18 protein-coding genes are annotated in these 22,644 nt (G+C 62.7%); 13 read left to right on the forward strand and 5 right to left on the reverse strand.

Features of this window, described 5'->3' with window-relative positions; all coding sequences use genetic code 11:
- The first annotated feature begins 2 nt into the window (after positions 1-2).
- The gene (locus Hrd1104_RS06715; RefSeq protein ID WP_154552023.1) at positions 3-911 is read left to right on the forward strand and encodes a carbohydrate ABC transporter permease; all 909 of its coding nucleotides are present in this window, start codon (positions 3-5) and stop codon (positions 909-911) included.
- 193 nt (positions 912-1,104) lie between these two features.
- Here the strand turns inward: Hrd1104_RS06715 and Hrd1104_RS06720 are convergent, their stop codons facing one another.
- Both Hrd1104_RS06720 and Hrd1104_RS06725 read right to left on the reverse strand, forming a co-directional pair.
- Positions 1,105-2,109: a BadF/BadG/BcrA/BcrD ATPase family protein gene (locus Hrd1104_RS06720; protein WP_154552024.1), complete on the reverse strand. Its 1,005-nt coding sequence runs from the start codon at positions 2,107-2,109 to the stop codon at positions 1,105-1,107.
- A 219-nt stretch (positions 2,110-2,328) separates the two neighbouring features.
- Positions 2,329-3,339 (reverse strand): SIS domain-containing protein, encoded by a 1,011-nt coding sequence (locus Hrd1104_RS06725; protein ID WP_154552025.1) that lies wholly within the window; start codon positions 3,337-3,339, stop codon positions 2,329-2,331.
- 240 nt (positions 3,340-3,579) lie between these two features.
- On the opposite strand from Hrd1104_RS06725, the gene Hrd1104_RS06730 reads away from it, so the two are divergent.
- Positions 3,580-4,707 (forward strand): ABC transporter ATP-binding protein, encoded by a 1,128-nt coding sequence (locus tag Hrd1104_RS06730; protein ID WP_154552026.1) that lies wholly within the window; start codon positions 3,580-3,582, stop codon positions 4,705-4,707.
- A 96-nt stretch (positions 4,708-4,803) separates the two neighbouring features.
- Here the strand turns inward: Hrd1104_RS06730 and nagZ are convergent, their stop codons facing one another.
- Positions 4,804-6,375, reverse strand: coding sequence for a beta-N-acetylhexosaminidase (gene nagZ / locus Hrd1104_RS06735; protein ID WP_154552027.1), 1,572 nt, complete (start codon positions 6,373-6,375; stop codon positions 4,804-4,806).
- A gap of 877 nt (positions 6,376-7,252) precedes the next feature.
- On the opposite strand from nagZ, the gene Hrd1104_RS06740 reads away from it, so the two are divergent.
- The 4 genes from Hrd1104_RS06740 (at position 7,253) to Hrd1104_RS06750 (ending at position 12,810) form a co-directional block, all read left to right on the forward strand.
- A complete protein-coding gene (locus Hrd1104_RS06740; RefSeq protein WP_154552028.1) occupies positions 7,253-9,688 on the forward strand; it encodes a glycoside hydrolase family 2 protein in 2,436 nt (811 codons plus the stop codon).
- A gap of 118 nt (positions 9,689-9,806) precedes the next feature.
- Positions 9,807-10,784, forward strand: coding sequence for an aldo/keto reductase (locus Hrd1104_RS06745; protein ID WP_154552029.1), 978 nt, complete (start codon positions 9,807-9,809; stop codon positions 10,782-10,784).
- A 59-nt stretch (positions 10,785-10,843) separates the two neighbouring features.
- On the forward strand, positions 10,844-10,996 hold the full coding sequence (locus Hrd1104_RS13075; protein WP_195837555.1) for a hypothetical protein: 153 nt from the start codon (positions 10,844-10,846) through the stop codon (positions 10,994-10,996).
- Positions 10,997-11,061: 65 nt separating this feature from the next.
- Positions 11,062-12,810, forward strand: coding sequence for a hypothetical protein (locus Hrd1104_RS06750; RefSeq protein WP_154552030.1), 1,749 nt, complete (start codon positions 11,062-11,064; stop codon positions 12,808-12,810).
- Positions 12,811-12,858: 48 nt separating this feature from the next.
- Here the strand turns inward: Hrd1104_RS06750 and Hrd1104_RS06755 are convergent, their stop codons facing one another.
- Positions 12,859-13,416 carry an NAD(P)/FAD-dependent oxidoreductase gene (locus Hrd1104_RS06755; RefSeq protein ID WP_154552031.1) on the reverse strand — a complete coding sequence of 186 codons (558 nt, stop codon included), beginning with the start codon at positions 13,414-13,416 and terminating at the stop codon, positions 12,859-12,861.
- Between the two features lie 253 nt (positions 13,417-13,669).
- Here Hrd1104_RS06755 and Hrd1104_RS06760 point away from each other — a divergent pair, with 253 nt between their 5' ends.
- The 7 genes from Hrd1104_RS06760 (at position 13,670) to Hrd1104_RS06790 (ending at position 21,147) form a co-directional block, all read left to right on the forward strand.
- Positions 13,670-14,287, forward strand: coding sequence for a PH domain-containing protein (locus Hrd1104_RS06760; protein WP_154552032.1), 618 nt, complete (start codon positions 13,670-13,672; stop codon positions 14,285-14,287).
- Between the two features lie 2 nt (positions 14,288-14,289).
- On the forward strand, positions 14,290-15,789 hold the full coding sequence (locus tag Hrd1104_RS06765) for a PH domain-containing protein (protein ID WP_154552033.1): 1,500 nt from the start codon (positions 14,290-14,292) through the stop codon (positions 15,787-15,789).
- A gap of 167 nt (positions 15,790-15,956) precedes the next feature.
- A complete protein-coding gene (locus Hrd1104_RS06770) occupies positions 15,957-16,742 on the forward strand; it encodes an ABC transporter ATP-binding protein (RefSeq protein ID WP_154553214.1) in 786 nt (261 codons plus the stop codon).
- The gene (locus Hrd1104_RS06775; RefSeq protein WP_229770438.1) at positions 16,739-18,118 is read left to right on the forward strand and encodes a hypothetical protein; all 1,380 of its coding nucleotides are present in this window, start codon (positions 16,739-16,741) and stop codon (positions 18,116-18,118) included. Before Hrd1104_RS06770 ends, Hrd1104_RS06775 begins: the two co-directional genes overlap by 4 nt.
- 116 nt (positions 18,119-18,234) lie before the next feature.
- Positions 18,235-19,623, forward strand: a complete 1,389-nt coding sequence (locus Hrd1104_RS06780) for a response regulator (protein ID WP_154552034.1) — start codon at positions 18,235-18,237, stop codon at positions 19,621-19,623.
- 48 nt (positions 19,624-19,671) lie between these two features.
- Entirely contained in the window at positions 19,672-20,457 is a 786-nt protein-coding gene (locus tag Hrd1104_RS06785; RefSeq protein ID WP_154552035.1) for an HAD-IIA family hydrolase, read from the forward strand.
- Positions 20,458-20,553: 96 nt separating this feature from the next.
- A complete protein-coding gene (locus Hrd1104_RS06790; protein ID WP_154552036.1) occupies positions 20,554-21,147 on the forward strand; it encodes a DJ-1/PfpI family protein in 594 nt (197 codons plus the stop codon).
- Positions 21,148-21,158: 11 nt separating this feature from the next.
- On the opposite strand, the gene Hrd1104_RS06795 is transcribed toward Hrd1104_RS06790, so the two are convergent.
- A complete protein-coding gene (locus Hrd1104_RS06795) occupies positions 21,159-22,541 on the reverse strand; it encodes a sorbosone dehydrogenase family protein (RefSeq protein WP_154552037.1) in 1,383 nt (460 codons plus the stop codon).
- Between the last annotated feature and the right edge of the window lie 103 nt (positions 22,542-22,644).

Genomic DNA, 22,644 nt, shown 5'->3' on the forward strand with positions numbered 1-22,644 from the left:
CGATGTTCGAACGATTCAGAACCGACCAAGACAGTGGATTGTTCGCCGACGAGCTTCGTCTGGAGTCGTCGGCCAGAGAGACGTTGTTCAGCCTGTTGGTGCGCGTGACGTTGGTGTTGCTGTTGATCTTCGCACTGTTTCCGTTCTGGATGATGCTCCAGACGTCGTTGAAACCACGATCAGAGATCGCACTCGCGGGCTTTCACCCGATCCCCCAGGCGTGGACGATCGAGCACTACCTGCAGATGTGGGATGTGATTCCGCTGGTTAACTACTACTTCAACAGCCTGCTCATCGCGAGCGTGACGACCGTGCTCAGCCTCACCATCGCCGGCCTGGCGGCCTACGCGTTCTCCCGCTACGAATTCCCGGGCAAGTCGACGTTCGAAGTCAGTGCGCTGGCGACGCAGATGATTCCGGGCATCCTCATCCTGATTCCGATGTTCCTGTTGTTCACGTTTCTCGGGCAAAGCGGCATCCCGATGAAAGACACGTACTGGGGTATGATCTTCCTCTACACCACCTTTACCGTCCCCTTCGCCATCTGGATGTTGCGCGGGTACATCGATACGATTCCGGCGGCACTCGAAGAAGCCGCTCGGATCGACGGGTGTAGCCGACTCGAAGCCCTCTACCGGATCGTCTTCCCGCTGGCACTGCCGGGCTTCGCTGCGACCGGGATGTTCGTCTTCCTGCTTGCGTTCAACGAAGTCCTGTTCGCCTCGGTGATGGCCCCCAACAAAGTCACGCCATTTGCCATCGGTATCTACGACTTCATGGAGGCCTACTCGACGCAACTGGGCCCACTGATGGCTGCATCGACGACGGCCTCGCTCCCAATACTGATTATCTTCGTCGCGTTCAACCGGCAGATCGTCTCCGGCCTCACCGCCGGGAGCGTCAAGCAGTAAGGCGCTCGCGACGGCATTTTGCGATCGAGAGAACGGCTCTCGCCACTCCTTTTCCGGCCAGAAGTCAGTGACTCACGAGTCAGAGCAACACGTCCCGGCACAGTCGGGCGCGAAGGCGTCGAGGACAATTTTCGGGTCCACAGTCCAGCTCGGTCACGACGAGAGCGAAGCGGGCAGATCCAATCGGGGAAAATCAGTCTCGTGACGGCTGCAGTTGTGGCTCGGTCGCGTCGATGCCTGCGCGCTCGATCCGAGCGTCGAGTGCTTGCAGTTGGTCGACGTCGATCGAGAACGCGTGATTGTCGGCGGCAAGAGCCACGCCGCCGACGACCGGGTGTTGGATCGGCTCCAGCACGTCGGGCGCCTGGAACTGTTCGGTGACGGCCGAGACGAACTGCTCGCGAACGAGCGTCGACTCTAAGAGGCCACCGACGCCGCCGACCGACACCGGGTCGGCCAAGTCGAGTTCGTCGTCGACCGCTTTGGCGGCAAGGGCGAGTTCCTCGCCGGCTTCGCGTAGCAGGTCGAGTGCAACCGCATCGCCCGCCTGTGCCGCTGCGGTGACTTCCTCGGCGAACGACGCGATGTTACCCGGCGGCTCGGCGTGTTCGTAGACGGGTTTGATGATTTCGAGAAACGAGTCGACATCAAAGTGCTGGGTTGCACGATCGGTGAGTTCCGTTTCGGGACCACGGCCGTCGAAGCCACGAGCAGCCGTTTGCAGCCCGCGCCGGGCGAGAGAGAAGCCGCTTCCTTCGTCTCCCAGAAGCCAGCCCCACCCGCTCGTTCGGACGTCGGCCCCACTCTCGTCACGACCGTACGCCGTCGCGCCAGTGCCTGCGACGACGGCAATACCCGGATCACCGGCCGTCAGCGCGTAATGAGACAGCGCGACGTCAGAGACAATCTCGAACGATTCGAGGACGTCGATGTCGGCGAGGAACTCGCGGACGACAGCCTCTTGCTCAGCGAGTTGCATCCCTGCGAACCCGAACCCACCGACGACGGGTTCCTCAATCGGGTCGGTCGGCGAAAGTGCACGTTCGATCGTTGCCGCGACGTTATCCCTGGCGGTCTCTGCCCCCACAGCGAGATAGTTGCCGGGGCCACCCTGCGCAACACCGAGTAAGTCCAGTGTCGAATCGACGGCGATGCAATCGGTAGTCGAGCCACCGGCGTCGACGCTTACAATGATCATCGGTATGGTATTCGTCGAATTTTGGTTTGTATTTTTCGGGTAGCGATCAGTCGGTCTGGCGTGACCCGCCCAGTGGAAGGGCCGATCCAGCGGTCACGAGACCGTCGGGCAGTGCCGAACGGAAACGACTGCGTACAGCCGATGCTGTTTCTCCTCGGAAGCGTTCGTCCGTGTCTCCGCTTCGGGTAACTGCGCGGTCGAACCACAGCGACCATGCCGTCAGATCCCCTCTATTTCGACGTGTTTCGACAGCTGTGGCGGGCTGTCCGGATCGTATCCCAGTTCCATCGCACCCGCGTAGGCGACCCGTTGGGTAAGTTTCAGCGCGGGGAGCAGCGTCTCGACCGATGCGGGCAATTCGATCGTCGCCGTCGCGTCGTAGCTCGTCCCGTGGGGATGAACGACGACGGTTCGTGCACCGGCGTCGCGCAACCCGTCGAGAACGTGATCCGAGACGGGTGCCCCGGCGTTGTCGAGGGCGTACCAGATCACCACGTCGCCAGCGACGTTCGCGATCGGCCCGTGATTGATTTCCAGCGTCGGCAGTGCCGTCGTATGCAACAGCATCGCTTCGCCAAGCTTGGTCGCTGCTTCACCAGCCAAGCCGTAGGCGCCTCCAGTTCCGAGGGTGTAGGCGCACTCGGCGTCCGTCAAGACGGAGACGACCTCGGAGACGTCCGACTCGATGACGGCCTCGACCCGATCGGTAGCGCCAGCCAGTGCCGTCTGCCACCCGGACCCACCGATGCGGTCGGCCAACAGGTACAACGTCGTGACGACCGCGTCGACGGATTTCGTCGCCATGACGGCCCGTTCATCGCCGGCCGGAGTCACAATCGTGTGATGGGCCATCTCGGCCAGAGTCGACCCGTCAGTGTTCGTGATCGCGACCGTCGTGGCACCGTTGTCAGCGGCAGTCTCGAGCGCTCGGATCGTCTCGGTCGTCTCACCGGATTGGGACAGTCCCACGGCGACGTCAGTCTCGCCGATCGGCGGTGACTCATAGAGGAATTCCGGAGCGTACTCCACGTGCGCGTCGACACCTGCGTTCCGGAGCAGTGCGCGGCCAACGACGCCGGACCAGTACGAGGACCCACACCCGAGAAACGTCACCCGGTCGGCACTGAGAAGTGGTTCCGCGACCCGTTCGATCGGGTCTGTGTTCGATACAACCGTTTCGATCACGTCACAACCGTCTCTAATCTCTCGATGCGCGTGCTCTCCAACCATCACGTTTGGAGTGGTATCTTCTAGGCTATAAGTTTGGGGGGTCCCGGCGGGTGAACGAACCGGCTGCGTGGTGCCAAGAGAGACGGGTTCCCCGGGACGACGCACGGCAACGCCGGCAAAAATAGTTATATTTTCTACACTTTACCGGCAGTTTGGGGCCAGATCGATGCCTGTGCGGGGAACGAGACAAAATTGAGTCATAAATTCTTTGTATTACGACGAGTATAGTCGGCTATACGCATGGCCGAGTTAGAGATAGATTCACTCACGAAAGTGTTCTCAGACGACAGTGGCGACATCACCGCGGTGGACGACCTGTCCATCACATTGCGCGATGAAGAATTTCTGGTCCTCGTCGGCCCCTCGGGGTGTGGCAAGTCGACCACGCTCCGGATGGTCTCCGGACTGGAGATTCCGACCAGCGGTGACGTCCGTATCGAGGGCCAGTCAGTCGTCGATCAGGAGCCACGTGATCGTGATATCGCGATGGTCTTCCAGAATTACGCGCTGTACCCCCACATGACGGCCCGAGAGAACATGTCCTTCGGGCTGAAGATGAGTACGGACCTCGACGAAGACGAGATCGACGAGCGCGTCAACGACGCCGCCCAGATGATGGGGATTACCGACTTGCTCGAAGACGAACCTGCAGAGTTGTCCGGCGGGCAACAACAGCGGGTGGCACTCGGACGGGCGATCGTCCGGGATCCAGCGGCGTTCCTGATGGACGAGCCGCTCTCGAATCTCGACGCAAAGCTTCGCTCCCAGATGCGAACCGAGTTGAAGTCCCTCCAAGAGGACCTCGGAGTCACGACGATCTACGTGACGCACAACCAGATCGAGGCAATGACGATGGGCGATCGGATCGCCATCCTCAACGACGGGGAACTCCAGCAGATCGGGACGCCACTCGAGTGTTATCACCGTCCCAACAACCAGTTCGTCGCAGGGTTCATCGGCGAGCCCTCGATGAACTTTCTCGAAGTGGCCGTCGAAGACGGGACCCTGGTCCACGATGCCTTCGAGTACGAGCTCAGCGCCGAGACGGCGAGAAAAGTCACGTCCAAGGACCGTCTCATCCTCGGCGTTCGGCCCGAAGACATCACGGTCAAACGTGGCGAGGATAACGGCGTCCCGGCCACCGTCGACGTGGTCGAACCACTCGGGGACCTCTCTCACGTCACAGTCGAACTGGCCGGTGACCAGTACACGGCGACGATCGACGGCAGCCGACAGTTCGGCCGTGGTGACGACCTGTCCTTGCAGTTCCCGGAAGATCGGTTGAACCTCTTTGACGCCAAGACCGGCGAGGCACTGCGCAACAGCAAGGCAACCATCGAAGAAGAAGACGCCGCGATACCCGCCTGAGAAAGCCTGAGACCGTCTCCAGACAGTTCGACACAGGCCCCATCCATCGCAGGCGGCCCGTGACACAGCTGCTCGGTCCCGTCACACGATCGTCGATTAGTCGTCGGGCATCGTGACCGGGAGCGTCCCCTTCGGAGTGCTGTCCCCGACGAGGACACTGGCGGCAGCGTCGACGGCTCCCGGTGAGTAGCCGTAGGATGTCAGGAACGGCACGTCGTCCGGACACACAGTGAGATCGTACGGGGTTCGCACTGCCAGTACGGCGATGTCGTCGGACTGGGAACAGAGCCGACGAAGTGCCGTCGCCTGTCCGGGGTTCGACCGCGCGTCGTAGGTCACAACCAGGATCTGTGCCGTCCCGTCAGTGGGGTAGTCGAACGATGCTGGATCGGACACCGTTTCTCGGCGAACGTCGACGCCACGCTCCTCGAGGGCGTCGAAGACGACAGCTGGCTCGTATCGATCGTCTTCCGCGTTCGAGCCGCGGTCGCCGGTGAAGCCGATCGCGTGTAGGGGGCGGTCGACATCGAACGGGATCACGCCGCGCTCGTCCCGAACGAGGGTGAGGCCACACTCGGCGACCGAGCGGGCGATCGACGTGGATGTTGTCGCAGACTCCTCCCACGATTGTGCCGGCGGCTCTGCGACGTTCCGTTCCTGTTTGAGCCGCTGGATTCGCCGCACCGATTCGTCGATGCTGGCTTCGGACAGACGACCGGATTCGACGGCCTCGACGACAGCCTCGATGGCGTTTCGCTGTCGGTCTGGCGTATGCGAGACCATGGCGATATCACAGCCGGCTTCGATGGCTTCGACCGCCCCATCGGTCGTTCCGACACCGTCGGCGATCGCGTGCATCTCGAGGCAGTCTGTGACGACCAGTCCATCGAAATCGAGTCGCTCCCGGAGGATTCCAGTCTGGACGGCCGGTGAGATCGTCGCGGGGCGGTCCTCGTCGTCGGTGATCGACGGGAACGACACGTGGGTCGTCATGATGGCGTCGATTCCGGCCGCGATCGCTCGTTTGAACGGGAAGAACTCCACGCGGTCGAGGCGATCGATGTCGTGATCGACGACGGGGAGGCCGACGTGGGAATCGGTCGCCGTATCACCGTGACCCGGGAAGTGTTTGCCACACGCCAAGACGTCGGCCGACTGCATCCCGGTCGCCATCTCGACGCCGAGGTCCGCGACCAGTTCTGGGGACTCCCCGAACGACCTGACGCCGATGACCGGGTTGTCGGGGTTGTTGTTGACGTCGAGGACAGGGGCGAGATTCATCGTGATACCGAGCGAACGGAGTTCGCGACCGACTGCCTGGCCCGCCTTGCGTGTGACGTGTGGATCACCACACGCACCGAACAGCATGTGACTCGGCAGCTGCGAGCCCCAGTCGAGCCGGGAGACGACTCCGCCCTCTTGGTCGGTCGCGATCAGGAGGGGTGAGCCCGCGCCGGTCGATTGGGCCAGCTCCTGCAGTGTCCGGGAGAGTGACGCGACTTGTGACGGCGACTCGATGTTTCGCGAAAAGTAGATGACGCCGCCGAGGTTGTACTCCTCGATGAGTGTGCAGACGTCATCGGTTGGTTCGGTGCCGTCGAAACCGACCATGAACAGTTGGCCGACTTTCTCCCTAAGAGACAGTTCTCCGACGTTTTGGGCGGACATACAAGCCGCGAATGCTTTCCACTCAAATAAAACTACGGGCTCGCCGGGACGCTAAGACCCCATCAATGGCAACACAGTCGCGCGACTCGGCGAGTGCCCAGTCGCCAAGGCCACCATCGGCCCCAGCCCCTGAATGTCTGCTCTCCCGGCTGACCAGTGCCAATAAGGGCCAATAGTCCCGCCATCGTGCCGCCGCTACCGGTGAGTTTCGAGTCACCAGATGAGTGCAACGACGGAGCGACCGGACGGATCGACGGGGGTCCGCGGCCGCTCATGGGAAGTTATGACAAATATTATTTTATATATAAGTAGTTATGTAATGTGTATTTATATCCGCAAATTGACGACGAAAGACCGATAATCGGGTCGCCGCTGCCCGAATCCGGATCCGCAGTACGGTAAAATTCGCGGATGGAACTGCATACAAGCACTTGACCCGCTCAAAGCACCTTCGCAAGCGCACGGAACGGTCGCCCAGTAGCCCGTCGTAGAATACAGAAAACAATATAAGATCCTGAAAAGACAAATTTATTCAAATTTTTCGCAGAAAATAGCAAATATATTCTAAAGATAACGGTTTAAATAGTGGTATACAGAGATAGTAACGGCAGTGTCGCCCCAGTATAGATTTTTGATACGTCTATAGAATAGTCTGATATATTACTATTGTAGATTTCTCCGCAGTGCACTAACGGCCAGTGGCATAGTACAGACGGTTGTCTCAACACTCTAAGGACTCCGGTCTCAGTCGTCGCTGTCGACCGTCAGGAGTCACGCCCAGCTGCGTCCGAGAGCGATACCAAACGGCGAATTGCACACCTGCATTAGGAAAGACGAAAATCACAACAACTATTTAGGACTGCTGTGAGTACCGATCATGAAGACGCACAGCCTAAACGGTTCCTGGCAGTGCCGTCAACGGCCTCACGGCGACTGGTTCGAGGGCACAGTACCAGGTGGCGTCTACACGGATTTGGTTGCCGCGGGTGAGATTCCGGACCCCTACGACGAAGACAACGAACTCGACCTCCAGTGGGTCGGCAAGACCGACTGGGAGTACCGACGCGAGTTCGAGATCGACGAAACACTGGTAGAGCAGGACCGAGTGACGCTTCGCTGTGAGGGCGTCGACACAGTAGCGACAATCTGCATCAACGAGACGGACATCGGCGAGACGTCGAACATGCACCGGATTTACGAGTTCGACGTCACTGACGCCCTCGAGATCGGGACGAACGAGATCAGTGTGGTGTTCGATTCACCCGTCGAGTACGCCATCGAACAGCGCGACGCCTACTCACACGAGGTGCCAGTGACGCAGTATCCCGTCGAACAGCCGGCACGGAACTTCATCCGGAAAGCCCAGTGTCACTACGGCTGGGACTGGGGCCCGTGCCTCCCGACGGTCGGTATCTATCGCGACATCGAACTGATCGGTCACGCAGAGCCGCGAATTACCTACGTCAAACCACAGCAGGACCACGACGGCAACGGCGTCGAACTCACGGCCGTCGTCGGCGTCGACTCACCGACCAACGGTGAGTACGCTGTAACGGTCTCGATCGCCGGGAGTGAGACGACCGAGCGGCGAGAGATCGCGGCCGGCGAGTCTGAACTCGCCGTCAGCGTGACCGTCGACGATCCGGAGCGGTGGTGGCCGCGAGGATACGGCGACCAGCCGCTGTACGACTGTACCGTCGCGATCGACGGGGCAGACAGCGCAACGACACGGGTCGGCTTCCGCGATATTTCGGTCGTCCGCGAGGTCGATGGCGAGAACGCTGAGAGCTTCTCCTTCGAGGTCAATGGCGTGGCCGTCTTCGCCAAGGGCGCAAACTGGATCCCGATAGACGCGATGTACGGCGGCGTCAGCACGGATCGCTACGACCAGTTGCTCGAAAGCGCCGCCGAGGCCAACATGAACACGATCCGGATCTGGGGCGGCGGGTACTACGAGAACGACTACTTTTACGAGCGGTGTGACGAACTGGGCTTGCTCGTCTGGCAGGACTTCATGTTCGCCTGCTCGTTGTACCCGGCCGACGACACCTTCGTCGAGAACGTGACCGGGGAGGTTCGCGATCAGGTCCGTCGGCTGGCCAGCCACCCCTCGATCGCGCTGTGGTGTGGCAACAACGAGAACGAATGGGGGCTCGAACACGGCTGGTACGGCGACAGGACAGACAGTGAGGTCCTTTTCGATGAGTACGACCGCCTCTTCGAGTCGGCACTCGCGGATGTTGTCGCCGAGGAAGATCCCACCCGACGCTACTGGCCGTCCTCGCCGTCCAGCGGTATCGAGGCAACCGATCCTCAGAATCCCGCGAAAGGCGACATCCACTACTGGGACGTCTGGCACGGTGGGAAGCCGTTCGCCGACTACCTGACGGTCGAACCGCGATTCGTCTCGGAGTTCGGCTACCAGTCGTTCCCCTCGATCGAGTTGCTGGAGACGGTGGTTCCCGAGGAATCGCTCAACCCGACCGACCCGCTGATGGAGCACCACCAGCGCCACCCGGATGGCAACGGCCTCATCCTCGCCCGGATGGCTGATCACTTCCGGATCCCGTTCGACTTCGCGGACTTCGTGTATCTGAGTCAGCTCCAACAGGGGTTTGCGATCAAGACCGCCGTCGAGCACTGGCGGCGCCTGAAGCCGTACTCGATGGGCGCGATCTTCTGGCAACTCAACGACCTCTGGCCGGTCGCGTCGTGGTCATCGATCGAATACGGCGGTGGCTGGAAGGCACTTCAGTACATGGCCAAGCGGTTCTTCGAGGACGTACTGGTGTCGTTCCACGACGACCCGGACGAGGAGAGTCTCGAACTGTGGGTGACTAGCGACGTGACCGACTCGATCGAGGGGACGGTCGAACTCGACGCGATCGCGTTCGACGGCGGCGTACTGGCGAGTCGGAGTATCGACGTCACTCTCGACGAACTCGAAAGCAAGCGGGTCGCGACCGTGAGCCCGGCGTTCGCAGATGTCCCCACGGAATCGTACCTGCTCCGAGCGACGCTATCGGCCGACGACTACACCGGCCGGAATACCGCATTCTTCGAGCCGTTCAAGCACTTGGACCTACCTGGGGCGGACGTCGACGTCACCGTCGAGGGCGACACCGTTACCCTCGAGAGCGACGACGCGGCGCTGTTCGTGGCGCTATCGGCCCCCGCACTGGCCGGGCACTTCTCGGACAATTACGTCCATCTCACGCCGGGCGAAACCCGGACGGTTTCGTTCACTGGAGAGGCAGACGGCGACGAACTCGCGTCGACACTCGGGGTGACTCACCTCGAAGACACGTACTGATCGCCCGCCGATCTTCTGGGAGTACCGACGGGCAGCTCTCACTCGAAAGACGGGAGAGGCACGAGTGTGATCTCGGGACGAAATACGTTTTTTACACTCGCCAATCCACAGAGACTCCATGGAGTATACGACGCTTGGCGAGACTGGCATGGAGGTCAGTCGGATCTGCCTGGGCTGTATGAGCTTCGGGACGAGTGACTGGCGTGAGTGGGTACTCGAAGAACCCGAATCCCGGGAGATTATCGAACGCGCGATCGACCTCGGGATCAACTTCTTCGACACCGCAAACATGTATTCCCTCGGGGAGTCCGAACGCGTCCTCGGGAACGTCCTCACCGAGTACGACCGCGAGGAGCAAGTCGTCGCCACGAAGGGCTTTTTCGAGATGGACGAGGACAATCCCAACTCGGGCGGGCTCTCCCGGAAGGCGATCGAACAAGAACTCCAGGCCAGCCTCGACCGCCTCGGCATGGAGACGGTCGACCTCTATCAGACCCATCGCTGGGATGACGACACACCGATCGAAGAGACGCTCCGAGCACTGGACGATGCCGTTCGGCGTGGGCAGACACGATACGTCGGCACCTCGTCGATGTGGGCCTACCAGTTCGCCGACGCACTCGCGACCAGCGAGCGACTGAACCTGGAACGGTTCCAGACGATGCAAAACCACTACAACCTGCTGTATCGCGAGGAAGAACGCGAGATGCTGCCACTCTGTGAACGCGAGGGGATCGGCGTCATCCCGTGGAGTCCGCTGGCTCGTGGCTATCTGACTCGACCACACGAAGAATTCGACGCGACGACCCGTGGCGAGACTGACGGCCACGCTCGCAAACACCCCTACTTCGAGGGGGGTGGCCGGGAAATCAACGACCGCGTCGCGGAACTGGCCGACCAGAAGGGCGTAACGATGGCCCAGATTGCCCTGGCATGGCTCCTCCACCAGGACGCCGTCGACGCACCGATCGTCGGCACCACCAGCGTCGAGCACTTGGAAGATGCCGTCGAGGCCCTCGAAATCGATCTCAGCGAGTCCGACCAGCGGTACCTTAAAGAGCCGTACGAACCCGTACCAGTGTCCGGTCACGAGTGAGACGGCGGCCGTGTTCGCCGGTCGAAACGCTTCTTGCAGTCGCGTTCGACGCCGGGTATATGGTCCTCCAGATCGTCCTGCCGGCCGTGTTGCTGTTCGCGTTCATCATGATCTCGGCCGACGCCGGGGCGCTCAGAGCACTCGAGGTGTACTTCGACCCCGAAGCCGACAGTATCTTTCTCTCCGACGATCGCGGGCCGCCACAACGGTGACGGGATCGAGCAGCGAGTCACAGCCAAACCCGTAGTATATAGGCCGACGGACCGACAGCCAACCCATGGCAGAGATCGATATCTCCGGGGACGACGATGACCCGGACGTAAACGTGTCTGCATCGGGATCACGGCTGCCCTCCTTCCTGGGGACGCGGTTAGTGATCCTCGCAATCGTGGTCGGTGTGCTGTATCTCGTGCGGCCGCTGATCCACGGGATCGTCTATGCAACACTGTACACGCCATCCGGACTGGTACTGTTCGGTGGTACCGCCGTCACGGCACTCGTCCTGTGGTTCCTCCCGCCCTGGCGGCTCGAACGTGACGAGAAGCGACGCAGTATGGTGTCAGTGCTGTTCGAAGACGACGAGTCACCAGCCGGAGACGTCCTCGCAAGTAGCGGGTCAGCGATGCGGAAACTTCGCATCTTCGGCGGGATCGTGACTGTGCTGTTCGTCCTCTCGGTTCTCGTCGGAATCCCAGCGGGGGCACTCGAACAGCGGACACTTGCCCAGCAGACGATGGCCGATGCGACTGAATTGGATGAGTTCCCGCAGGCGAACGCGAACAACCCGCGCGTGGTGCCACGCGAAGTCTCTGACGTGACGACCCGCGGGTCGGTCTCCTATCGGACACACCGTCTCGGGGCGAGCGACATCGCCAGACAGGAAGACGGCTCGCTGGCGTGGTCGTATCCGATCGAACCCGACGGGGCCAGAAACAAGCTGCTTGAAAATCAGCGGGGCGTCCTCGTCGCCAACATGACCTCGATGGACGAACAACAAATCACCGTCTACGAGGCCGATTTCACACACGGTGAAGGCATGTGGCTCCACCGCTCGGCCCGGTGGAACGTCAAGCTCGGCGGGTATCTCTCGAAGTACAACGACGAAGCCGTCGAGTTCAGCCACGACGGACAGCCCTACCTCTATTACCCGAAGACGGGCCACGAGTGGCACCTGCTCCCGTTGCCACACACGACACCGAAGTGGAACGGTGGGGCCTTGGTCCACCCAGACGGGACGATCGAGCACCTCACGCCAGAGCAAGCACAGGAAAACGAAATTCTCGACGGCCAGCGGCTCTATCCGATGACGTTGACCCGATCCGAGATGGGGTCGCTCGGGTACCGTGAGGGGATCATCAACCAGTTGCCCGTCGTCGGCGCTCACGAGGGGCAAATCGAAGTCGCAGCCCTCCCGGAGGGAGCCAACAACGAACAGCCGTTCGTAATCGACCTCGAAGGCGAGCGGATGTCCTACGTCACGGCGATGGAACCGTACGGCGAAGATACGCGTGGGCTGGACGAAGTGTGGCTCGCCGACGCAGAGACGGGCGAATACACCTTCTTCGGGACTGACGAGGAGACGCTGACTGGTCCCGAACGGGCGATGGGGATCGCTCGAAACGAAGACTCCCAGACTGGCTGGGGCGACAACTTCGTCGTCACCGAGCCAGTCCCGGTGACAGTCGACGGTGACCTCTGGTGGCACATCAAGGTCGCACCGACCGACTACACCGACGTGACGCGGAACGTCTTCGTCAACGCTGATGCGAACAACGCGATCGAACTCAGCGACGACACCGCAATCCGGGAGTTCATCCGGGGTGACATCGACGAAGACGAACTCACCGCCGGCGAGAACGGCACGGATGTCCAGCCGGCACCGGACGGCGAGGACGTACTCTACTACGTCCTGATCACGAATGACAACGGTGAAGTCGTCGATCGGATCCCCGTCAAAGCGGGCCAGGATACCCAGATCGTCGCGCCAGGGGACGAACGCGCGACCGACAACGAGACGGCAAACTGACGGGGCAGTCGGGACACCGATCGTTCGAAAATAGTCCAGCCGCGTTCCCTACTCGGCGTCTGCAGGCACGTCGAAGTCGTGGAAGTGTTCGCCGTTCTCCTTGCTCAGGATGTGTAGCGCGGCTGCCGCGCCGTCGCCCGCCGAAATGATGGCCTGCCACTCTTCGGCCCGGACCATCGCGCCCGTCGCGTAGGCATCCGCGACGCTGGTCTCCATCTGGACGGAGACGTCGACGACACCCTCGTCGGTGGTCGCACAGCCCAACTCCTCGGCCAGCGAGCGGTCAGCACCGGTCGCCAGAACGACGTACTCGGCTGTGTACTCGCTGTCCTCGGTTTCGACAGTGAATCCCTCGTCTGTCTCTGTGACGGCCGTGACTGGTTCGTCTTGGGAGCGGTTGACGCCGAACGCCTCGACTTGCTCCCGAGAGACGTCCATGAACTCGCTGCCGTCCATCGACTCGATGCCGAGGTAGTTGAACAGGTGAGCTTTGTGCATCCAGGTCTCGTCGGTGTCAAAAACCGTCGTCTCCAGGCCGTTTTTTGCAGTGAACAGTGCCGCACTCAGGCCGGCGGGACCGCCGCCGACGACGATGACATCTGCCATACGAGAAGAACAGTATCGCCGCCCAGATAAGCGTTGGTTCGACGACGATCCAAACCGCTCGATGCACGACCAAAGCGGGACCGAACGACGCCACCTTCCGGGGAGACTGGCAGCGTCGACCGATACCGTGGGCGAGTCCGCGTTTACGCACGCTAAACGCCGGGTACCCGACGCGAGCGGGCCACATATCGCGGCTTGCAGAGCCAGCAGTGTCCCACCACCGTTAAGCGATGGCCGAACGGAGGGGCGGGTGATGACAGACACCGACCCGACGACTGGATCAGCCAACGAGGCCGAGGGTCCCGAGTCTGGGCGGAGCGGGGCCAAACACCAAGAGCGCTCACGGCCGGACGCCACCGAGAAGAGCGACACCGCCGCGACGGTCGATCGGGCACCGCTCCAGACCGATACCCGGACGGTCGAAGCACGGGTGCGCTGGAAGTGGCTGTTGAGTGCTGTCTTGGCCGCCGCCGTCGTCGGCATCGTGATCGGGGCGCTCAGTGTCTTTGGCTTCGAGTGGGGGCCGCTGCCCGGTGTCGGTGCCTTCGTCCTCGTTGCCGTCCTCGGTGGCCTCTACGTCGTCGTCTTGTATCGCTCCTGGGAGTATCAAGTGCGGGAGGACGCGCTGTATCTCGAACGCGGCGTGGTCACGCACGTCACGAGCGTGATCCCGTTCGTGCGGATCCAACACATCGATACGAGCCGCGGGCCGGTCGAACGTGCCCTCTCGCTGTCCTCGCTGGTGGTCTATACAGCCGGGTCACGCGGAGCCGACGTGACGATTCCGGGACTGACACCGGCCGAGGCCGAGGAGCTACAAGATCGGCTGAAAGTGCTCGCAAAGGACACCGCAGACGAGGACGCCGTCTGACTATGCGACTCGATCCCCTCTCGATCCCCTACCGAATCGCCGAGAACAGTGTTCGAATTGGCGGCGCGATCGTCCTCGCCGGCGTGGCGGGGTCCGGTGGGTCCGGTGGGAGCTTCCTGCAAGGTGCGGTGATCTTTGTCGGCCTCGCTGCCATCGGCGTCGCGCTGGTCGCGGGCTGGGAGGTTGCCTACCACCGACGCTTTCGCTACGAACTCACGGGCGATACCTTCGACATTCACTCGGGCGTGCTCTCGAAACGCGACCGGGAGATCCCCTATCACCGCATCCAGAACGTCGACCTCCGTCAAAACGTGATCCAGCGCCTGCTCGGGATCGCCGAAGTCCGCCTGGAAACAGCCGGTGGCGGCCAGACGGAGGCCCAGTTGCAGTACGTCAACCGGGAAGAAGCGAGCCGACTCCAGGAGGAAGTCCCACGCCGTCGAGGCAGCGACGACAGCGAGGATGTCGACGGCCAACAGCAGCCAGCGGCCGCTTCCGGGCGAACACTGTTCGCGATCACGCCCCGAGAACTGGGGATCCTGGGCATCGTCTCGATGGACCTGCGGCTCGTCCCGCTGTTGCTCGGGGCACTCTCGATTTTCGGGCCGACGATGATCGCCGAGATCGTTCCCGACACCGAGCAGTTGTTCCTCGTCGGCCCGATCGTCGGGGTCGGGGCGATCGTCGCCACGGCAGTATTGAGCGGCATCATCTCGGTGTTGCGCTATTACGACTTCCAGTTATATCGGCGCGGAGAGGAATACCGCTACGAGCGGGGTCTCCTCCAGCGATTCAGTGGGTCGATCCCCGTCGAGAAGGTCCAAACGTTGTCGATCCGTGAGAACGTCCTCGCACGGTGGCTGGGGTACGCCAGCCTGACGATCGAGACGGCTGGGTATTCGCCCGAACAGGGCAGCGGTGCACGGTCACAGGCGGCGATCCCGATTGCCGAACGCGACCGGGTGCTAGAACTGGCTCGCTCGATCGAGCCGATCGAGGAGTTCACGTTCGAACGGCCGCCCAAACGGGCGCGACAGCGATATGCGGCCCGGTACCTGCTCGTCGTCGGTGTGCTGGTCGCGGGGGCCTACGCGATAACGCTCCATCCCGACGTAGCCGGTCCGTGGTACCTGACCGCCCTGCTCGCCGTCGGAGTCCCCATCGCCGCCCATCTCAAGTGGCGCCATCGTGGGTACTACCTCGGCGAGGAGTACGTCATCACGCGCAATGGTTTCTGGAGCCAGCGGATCACGATCGTTCCCGCCTATCGCGTCCAGACGGTCGTCAGTTCCCGGTCGATCTTCCAGCGGCGTCGTCGACTGGCGTCGGTGGTTATCGACACGGCAGGGTCGAGTAGTCTGCGCGGTGACGATGCCGTCGCCGCAGACATCGACGATGCCGTCGCGACAGAACTTCGAGAGGCTGTCGGCGATCGACTGCAAACAGCACTGACCACGCGTCGATCCGAAACCAGCGAGCAGTCCGAGCCAGCGTCTGCTTGAGGACACCTGAGAGTCGGCGAGTCGTCCCGGATCGAGACGTCACCAGCCGGCCAAACAGCTAAGGGAATCGCCCGACCCACCGGAAGTATGCAAGACTCGGTGCTGAGTCGGTTGCGAAGCGTGGCGGCCCCGAAACAGTTGGGATGGACCTGGGTGGTGAGCTGATCGTGCCGGCGATCGAAACCGACGGCCTCACCAAACGCTACGGTGACCTGCGGGCGCTGTCTTCGCTCTCGCTGTCCGTCGAGCAGGGGTCGTTGTTCGGGCTGCTCGGCCCGAACGGATCGGGCAAGACCACGACGATCGGCCTGTTGACAGGCCAGCACCAACCGGACGCAGGCAGCGCACGCGTCCTGGGAATCGATCCCGTCGCGAGTCCGCTCGACGTCCGGGAAGCGGTGGGCATTCTTCCCGAGCGGGAGGATCCACCGAGTTTCCTGACGCCGCGGGAGTACCTCCGGTTTGTCGGTGATGTTCGGGACCGAGACGACATCGACGATCGGATCGGAGAGTGGGCACAGCGCCTGGAGTTCACGGCGGCCCTCGACACCACCGCGGCGGCCCTCTCGGAAGGCCAGCGCCAGCGCGTGATGCTCGCCCAGGCGTTCGTCCACGACCCCGACCTCGTGTTCATCGACGAGCCGCTGGTCAATCTCGACCCGATCCTCCAAGAACGGGTCAAAGAAGAATTGCGCGCCTATCGTGAGGCCGGGAACACGGTCTTTCTGTCGACGCACTTCGTCGATGTCGCCGCCGACCTCTGTGATCGCGTCGGGATCCTCGACGGCGGACACCTCCAATCGACGAGGGACACGACGGCCCTCGACACCGACGACCTTCGTGAGTACTTCGTCGAAACTGTCGAGAAGAGTGCGGGATCGACGGCACGTGGGTCGCGTGGATCGGCCACCGGAGCCGACGATAGCAGCCAAGCGGGGGCCACAGACACGTGAGTCTCCTCGGTGAAATGATTCGCGAGGAGTGGCGACTGCATACACAACTGTTTGGTGGTCGCCGGTTTGGCGCGTTCCCGCTTGCGGTGTTCGCTCTCGCTGCCGTCGGGCTCTCACTCCTCTCCGATCTCGGCGTGGGTCGTGGGACCGTCGTCGGTGGCCTGCACGTCCTCGTGGCGTTTCTGGGGCTGCAAGTTGGAACGATCGGCCTGATCGGACGGGACGCGATGGAAGCCGTGTTTGGCGAACTGACGTTGCTCGTCAGCAGTTACCGGACGCTCCCGATATCCTGGCGCCGACTCCTGGCGACGTTCGTCCTCAAAGACCTGCTGTACTACTCGGGACTCGTCGTCGGGCCACTGGCGATCGCTGACGCCGTTCGAGCGATCGTCGCGGGGACGTCCCTGGGAGAGGTCCTCTTGTTGTGGGTGACGCTGGCCGGAGCGTTCGCGCTTGGGGTCACGGTGAGTCTCGCAGCGGTCGCCATCGGCACACGGAGTCGGCTCGCGCTGGTGGCCGTGATCGGCCTGTTCGCTGTGGCGATCTTCGGCACTGACATCGAGTTCCTTGCGTTTACGCCGGCTGCCTTTTACGGAGACCCCACGCTCGCGACTGGCCTTCGCGGGGCGACGCCACTGGTCGTGAGTGGTCTCGTCGCAGTTGTGTTGTTCGAACCGGTCGAGTCCGGACAGCGACCCGCAAGCTGGGTCCCGGCCTTGCCGGTGGGCTATGGTGTCGCCGGCCGAACGCTCAGGGAGGTCGCCCGCTCGGGTGGGTCTGTCTGGAAAGTCCTGTTCTCACTGTCGGTCTTCGGGGCGGTGACGGGCTGGTTGCTGGTCGTCGTTGCCGACGCCGCAGGGCTTGAAATTGCTCCCGGTATCGCCTTCGGGACGCTACTGGGGCTGGGAACGTTCACGACCTATGCCTGGGTGATGCAGTTCGACACACCCGGAGAATACCGTCGCTACCCACTCCCAGCGAGGCGACTGTTGGGTGGCAAATTGCTCGCGTTTCTCGCCCTGGCAGTCCCGAGTGGGCTGGTCGTGCTCGGGGCGGCCAGCCTGTGGTTTCGGCCCCAGGACTTGCTGGTGGGCGTGTTCGTCTTCCCGGCGGTTGCAGTGTACGTCTTTGGCGTCTCGGTACTGCTCGCCGGGCTGTCACCGACGGCCCTGCTGTTCGACGTGGCCCGGTTTTCTCTCTTTGGCGTGGGGATAGCGATGGTTGCAGTCCCACTCGTTGTCCTGGCGCTCGTCGCGGGACGGTACCCGACGATTGCACCGCCCCTGGCGGTCGGGATCGCCCTGCTGGCAGGCGTCGTGGGGATCGCAGTTGCGGATCGGGCCGGGCCACGCTGGCGAGATCGGACACGAGGCTAGGCCGACCCGAATCGATCACACAGTAAACAGAACCATTTTCTGCTGGGCATCGAAATACGCATACGACTCGGTGGGTACCCGGAATCCGGGGCGAGACCGAACAGGAGCTGACAACGATGGCTAACACGATACCGATTCGAACACTCGTCGTCGACGATAGCGAGTTCTTCGCGGAGATGACCGCCGAAACGTTGCGGACCGATCACGATATCGATACGGTCGCGGAGACATCCGTCGAGGACGCGTTAGCATTGCTCGATGACGAGCCGATCGACTGCATCGTCAGTGACTACGAGATGCCTGATCGCGACGGCCTGGATTTTCTAGAATCCGTCCGCGAGCAGTTCGGGGATATCCCGTTTATTCTCCTGACCGGCCGCGGTGACGAGACGATCGCCAGCGAGGCCATCGCGAGAGGGGTCGCGGACTACCTGCTCAAGCTCGAAGTCGTCGAGGACCAGCAGTACGGTCGACTGGCAAATCGAATCAGCAAGGTAGTCTCCCAACAGCGCGCCCAGCGGAAACACGAGTTACTCGTCGAGAACTCGCCTGACGCCATCGCTCAGGTCGCTGCCGACGGGGAGTTACTGACGGTCAATCCCGCCCTGGCGGCCATCGTCGATGCCGACCCAGCTAGCCTTGCGGGACAGCGCCTCCAGTCGGTACTGGGCGAGGTGGGCCGATCCAGGCTCGAAACGGGTCGCCAAGCCCTCGAAAACGACGCGACAGAGGGGTGCGAAGACGTCTACGGAGAGCGTCGCTATCACAACCTGTTCGTCCCGGTCGACGTGCGTGAGGATCGCCGATCGTTCCAGATGATCTCCCGAGATGTCACCGAGCGAGTCGAACACGAGCGCGAGGTCCGCCACCAGAGCGAGCGACTCGAAACGTTTGCCAGCGTCGTCAGCCACGATCTTCGCAATCCCCTGACCGTCGCGTTGAGTTCCCTCGAACTGATCGAACGCGACTGTGACGTCGACCCGGCGATCGCCGATCGGGTGGACCGATCGCTGACGAAAATGGAGCACATCATCGACGACGTGCTGGCGCTTGCACGACAGGGCCGGGCCGATCACGACCCGGAGCCGGTATCCCTCTCGACGGTTACCGATCGCGCCTGGGAGAACGTCGCCAGCGACGGGGCGACCGTCTCAGTCGAGACCGGACTAACGCTTGCGGCCGATCCCGGCCGTCTCCAGGAGTTACTCGAACACCTGTTCGAGAACGCAAGCAACCATGGTGGTTCGACTGTCGCCGTCGAAGTGGGAGCGCTCGAGGACGGGTTCTACGTAGCCGACGACGGCGAGGGCATCCCGGCGGACGATCGTGAGCACGTGTTCGACCTCGGGTTCTCGACCAGTCAGAAAGGGACGGGGATGGGGCTGTCGATCGTCGAACAGATCGCCGCCAGTCACGACTGGTCGATCGGCGTCACGGCAGCGGACAGCGGCGGCGCACGGTTCGAGATCACGGGCGTCGATGTCCGCGAGACAGACAGCGCGTGATCTCGCCGAACCGTCGCGGTTTTGCCTGCCACTACCCTAGTCGTCACGATGACACTCGCCGGTGCAGTAGTCGACCTCGACGGCACAGTCTACCGGGATGGCGAGGCGATCGACGGCGCAAGCGACGGGATCGATCGCCTGCGCGCGGCGGGCAGAGATGTCCTCTTCGTCTCGAACAGTCCCGTCCACAGCCCCGAATCCTACGTCGATCGACTCGCAACCATCGGCGTCGAGACCAGCCCGGAGCAAGTTCTCTCTTCCGGGGTCGTCACGGCCGAGTTTCTCGTCGACGAACACCCCGACGACACCGTCTTTCTGATCGGTGACGACGGACTCGGCGAGCAGTTGCGCGCGGCCGGCATCACCTGCAGTGAGGACCCGGCCGAGGCCGACGTCCTCGTGGCCTCCTACACGACAGCCTTCGACTACGACGACATGGTGGATGCTCTTCGCATCCTCGAACGGCCGGTCCCGTTCTACGGGACTGATCCGGACCGCACGTTCCCCGGCGCTGACGGCAAGCCCCTGCCAGGATCGGGGTCGATCGTCCGCGCGATCGCTGGGACGGTCGGGCGCGATCCGGACCGAATCTTCGGCAAGCCATCGGCACTGATGGTCGACGCCGTGGGGCAGCGATTGGCGGGACCGACCGAATCGTCTCTCGTGATCGGTGATCGCCTCGGAACTGATATCGCACTCGGTGAGCGAGCCGGAATGACGACCGTCCTCGTCCGGACTGGGATCGACGACGGGCCGGACCCCGACGGCGATATCTCGCCGGATTACGTGATCGACTCGCTGGGCGACATCGAGACGGTTCTGGCGGATCTGTAGGGACCGCGCCCAAGCGACCGTCGAGCGCGACCGCCGGCAAAAGCTTATATCACTATCGACCAGTATGATAGCTGCGCAACACGCGCAGTGATTCACATGGATGGGAAACGACTGTTGATGATTGTCGGAGACTTCGGCGAAGACTACGAGATCATGGTACCGTTCCAGGCCTTACAGATGGCCGGCCACGAGGTCGATGCTGTCTGTCCGGAAAGGGAGGCCGGAGAGACGATCAAGACGGCGATCCACGACTTCCGTGGCGACCAGACGTATCTCGAAACGCGTGGCCACAACTTCGAACTGACGGCGACGATGAGCGAGATCGATCCGACCGAGTACGACGGCCTGGTCGTTCCGGGCGGGCGAGCACCCGAGTACCTCCGTGGCTACGACGAGGTGATCGAGGCAGTCCAGCATTTCTTCGAGGCCGACAAGCCCGTCGCGGCGATCTGTCACGGTCCGCAGATCCTCGCGGCCGCGGACGTTCTCGACGGCTACGAGATGACAGCCTATCCCGCCGTCCAAGCGGAAGTCGAGGCCGCTGGCTGCTCGTGGGTCGAGGGCGTCGCCCGCGACCGAAACCTGGTGACGGGCCAGGCCTGGCCGGACCACCCCGAGTGGCTCGCGGCGTTTCTCGATCTGCTCGGGACCGACATCGAACACGGTGCGGTCGCGGCAGCCGACGACTAGATCGATCCAGCTCAGGCAGGGGTGAGCCGGTAGACGGCACCGGTCGAACCCGTCACCTGGCCCCGCTCGCTCGTACAGACGTACACCGCTCCGGTAGCGTCGCGTCCAAAGCCAAGCACCTGGGACCCGACGGCCTCTGATTCGATCGGAACCGCAGCGGTCTGCCAGGGACCGTCCTCGGTCGGTGTCGCGACGAACAACTGACCGTCAGCCTGCCAATCGGCGAAGACGTATCGTCCGGACAGGCCGGGCATCGCCTCGCCAGCGTAGACGTATCCGCCGACGACCGCGACGCCACTGACCGGCTGGCCGCTGTGGGGGTATTCGACGACCGGATCGATCAGTGGCTCGCCGTCGGGGGTGTCCGCGGGACAGGAGTCGGGTGACGAGCCCGGAGAGTCGGTGCCGAAGCAGTGGCGGCCTTCCCGGACGTTCCACCCGTAGTTGCCGCCAGCCCGGACGTGGTTGATCTCCTCGAATCGATTCTGCCCGACGTCGGCGGCGTATAGTTCGCCGTCGTGAAAGGACATCCCCCACGGGTTCCGCAAGCCCCAGGCGAAGTGCTCGTCTAGGCCCTCACGGCCGAGAAGTGGATTGGCCTCGGGAACGCTGTACGGGTCCTCTCCCGTGTCGGTCACGTCGATCCGGAGGATGCTGCCCAGCAGGTTCGCCGTCACGTCCTGTCCGTTCCCGCCCGCATTGGCGTCGTACCAGTCGGCGACGTGGCCGGTGCCGACGTCGTTACCGCCACCGCCGTCACCGACGCCGACGTAGAGATACCCGTCGGGGCCAAAGGCGATCGCTCCGGCGTTGTGGTTGCCCTGGGGTTCGGGAATCTCTAAGATCGCCCGCTCGCTGTCGGGATCGGCGACGAGTGTCTCTGCGTCTAGTCTGAACGACGCGAGCACGAACGTGTGTGAGTGGCTGTCCGGCGTTGCCTCGCGTGGTGGGGCACTGTATCGCACGAACAGCCGCGGATCGGCCGGATAGTCCGGGTGGACGGCGATCCCGAGCAGCCCCCGTTCTTCGTAGCCCGACAGCGAGACCATCCGATCGCGGATATCGAGGACTGGTCGTTGGCGGGTTTGGGCGTCCGCGATGGCCTGGACTGTCCCGGCTTGATCGGCGACAAGTGCCGTCCCGTCGGGCAAAAACTCGACGCCGATCGGGGCGGTGAATCCGTCGGCCAAGCGCTCGACACCCACGGCCGAGGGCAGTTCTCCAGTGGCCGTCTCTGTGGACGGTGTGTGGGACGTGGCGTCTGGTTGTGTCGCTGCGGACGGCGAGTTGGGCGTCCCATCGTCGGTCGGCTCCCCCACACAGCCGGCCAGTCCGCCCACGATCGCGGCCACGCCCGACGCGAGGAGTGTCCGTCGAGTGGGACGTAAAGACATACCATTTTTGTCGGGCCACGCGGAGTTAACCGTTCGGTCCGGCCAGACCGGTGCCGAAACCGACTGTCAGGAGAGCCAAACACGTATAGATGCGGGCCACACA

This window comes from Halorhabdus sp. CBA1104 (assembly GCF_009690625.1).
Lineage (GTDB): Archaea > Halobacteriota > Halobacteria > Halobacteriales > Haloarculaceae > Halorhabdus.

Coding starts and splice junctions, on each gene's coding strand:
- Hrd1104_RS06760 (WP_154552032.1), top strand. CDS start 13,670: ATGACAGACACCGACCCGACGACTGGATCAGCCAACGAGGCCGAGGGT.
- Hrd1104_RS06740 (WP_154552028.1), top strand. CDS start 7,253: ATGAAGACGCACAGCCTAAACGGTTCCTGGCAGTGCCGTCAACGGCCT.
- Hrd1104_RS06795 (WP_154552037.1), bottom strand. CDS start 22,541: ATGTCTTTACGTCCCACTCGACGGACACTCCTCGCGTCGGGCGTGGCC.
- Hrd1104_RS06780 (WP_154552034.1), top strand. CDS start 18,235: ATGGCTAACACGATACCGATTCGAACACTCGTCGTCGACGATAGCGAG.
- Hrd1104_RS06745 (WP_154552029.1), top strand. CDS start 9,807: ATGGAGTATACGACGCTTGGCGAGACTGGCATGGAGGTCAGTCGGATC.
- Hrd1104_RS06750 (WP_154552030.1), top strand. CDS start 11,062: ATGGCAGAGATCGATATCTCCGGGGACGACGATGACCCGGACGTAAAC.
- nagZ (WP_154552027.1), bottom strand. CDS start 6,375: ATGTCCGCCCAAAACGTCGGAGAACTGTCTCTTAGGGAGAAAGTCGGC.
- Hrd1104_RS06725 (WP_154552025.1), bottom strand. CDS start 3,339: ATGGTTGGAGAGCACGCGCATCGAGAGATTAGAGACGGTTGTGACGTG.
- Hrd1104_RS06715 (WP_154552023.1), top strand. CDS start 3: ATGTTCGAACGATTCAGAACCGACCAAGACAGTGGATTGTTCGCCGAC.
- Hrd1104_RS13075 (WP_195837555.1), top strand. CDS start 10,844: ATGGTCCTCCAGATCGTCCTGCCGGCCGTGTTGCTGTTCGCGTTCATC.
- Hrd1104_RS06755 (WP_154552031.1), bottom strand. CDS start 13,416: ATGGCAGATGTCATCGTCGTCGGCGGCGGTCCCGCCGGCCTGAGTGCG.
- Hrd1104_RS06765 (WP_154552033.1), top strand. CDS start 14,290: ATGCGACTCGATCCCCTCTCGATCCCCTACCGAATCGCCGAGAACAGT.
- Hrd1104_RS06730 (WP_154552026.1), top strand. CDS start 3,580: ATGGCCGAGTTAGAGATAGATTCACTCACGAAAGTGTTCTCAGACGAC.
- Hrd1104_RS06720 (WP_154552024.1), bottom strand. CDS start 2,109: ATGATCATTGTAAGCGTCGACGCCGGTGGCTCGACTACCGATTGCATC.
- Hrd1104_RS06785 (WP_154552035.1), top strand. CDS start 19,672: ATGACACTCGCCGGTGCAGTAGTCGACCTCGACGGCACAGTCTACCGG.
- Hrd1104_RS06790 (WP_154552036.1), top strand. CDS start 20,554: ATGGATGGGAAACGACTGTTGATGATTGTCGGAGACTTCGGCGAAGAC.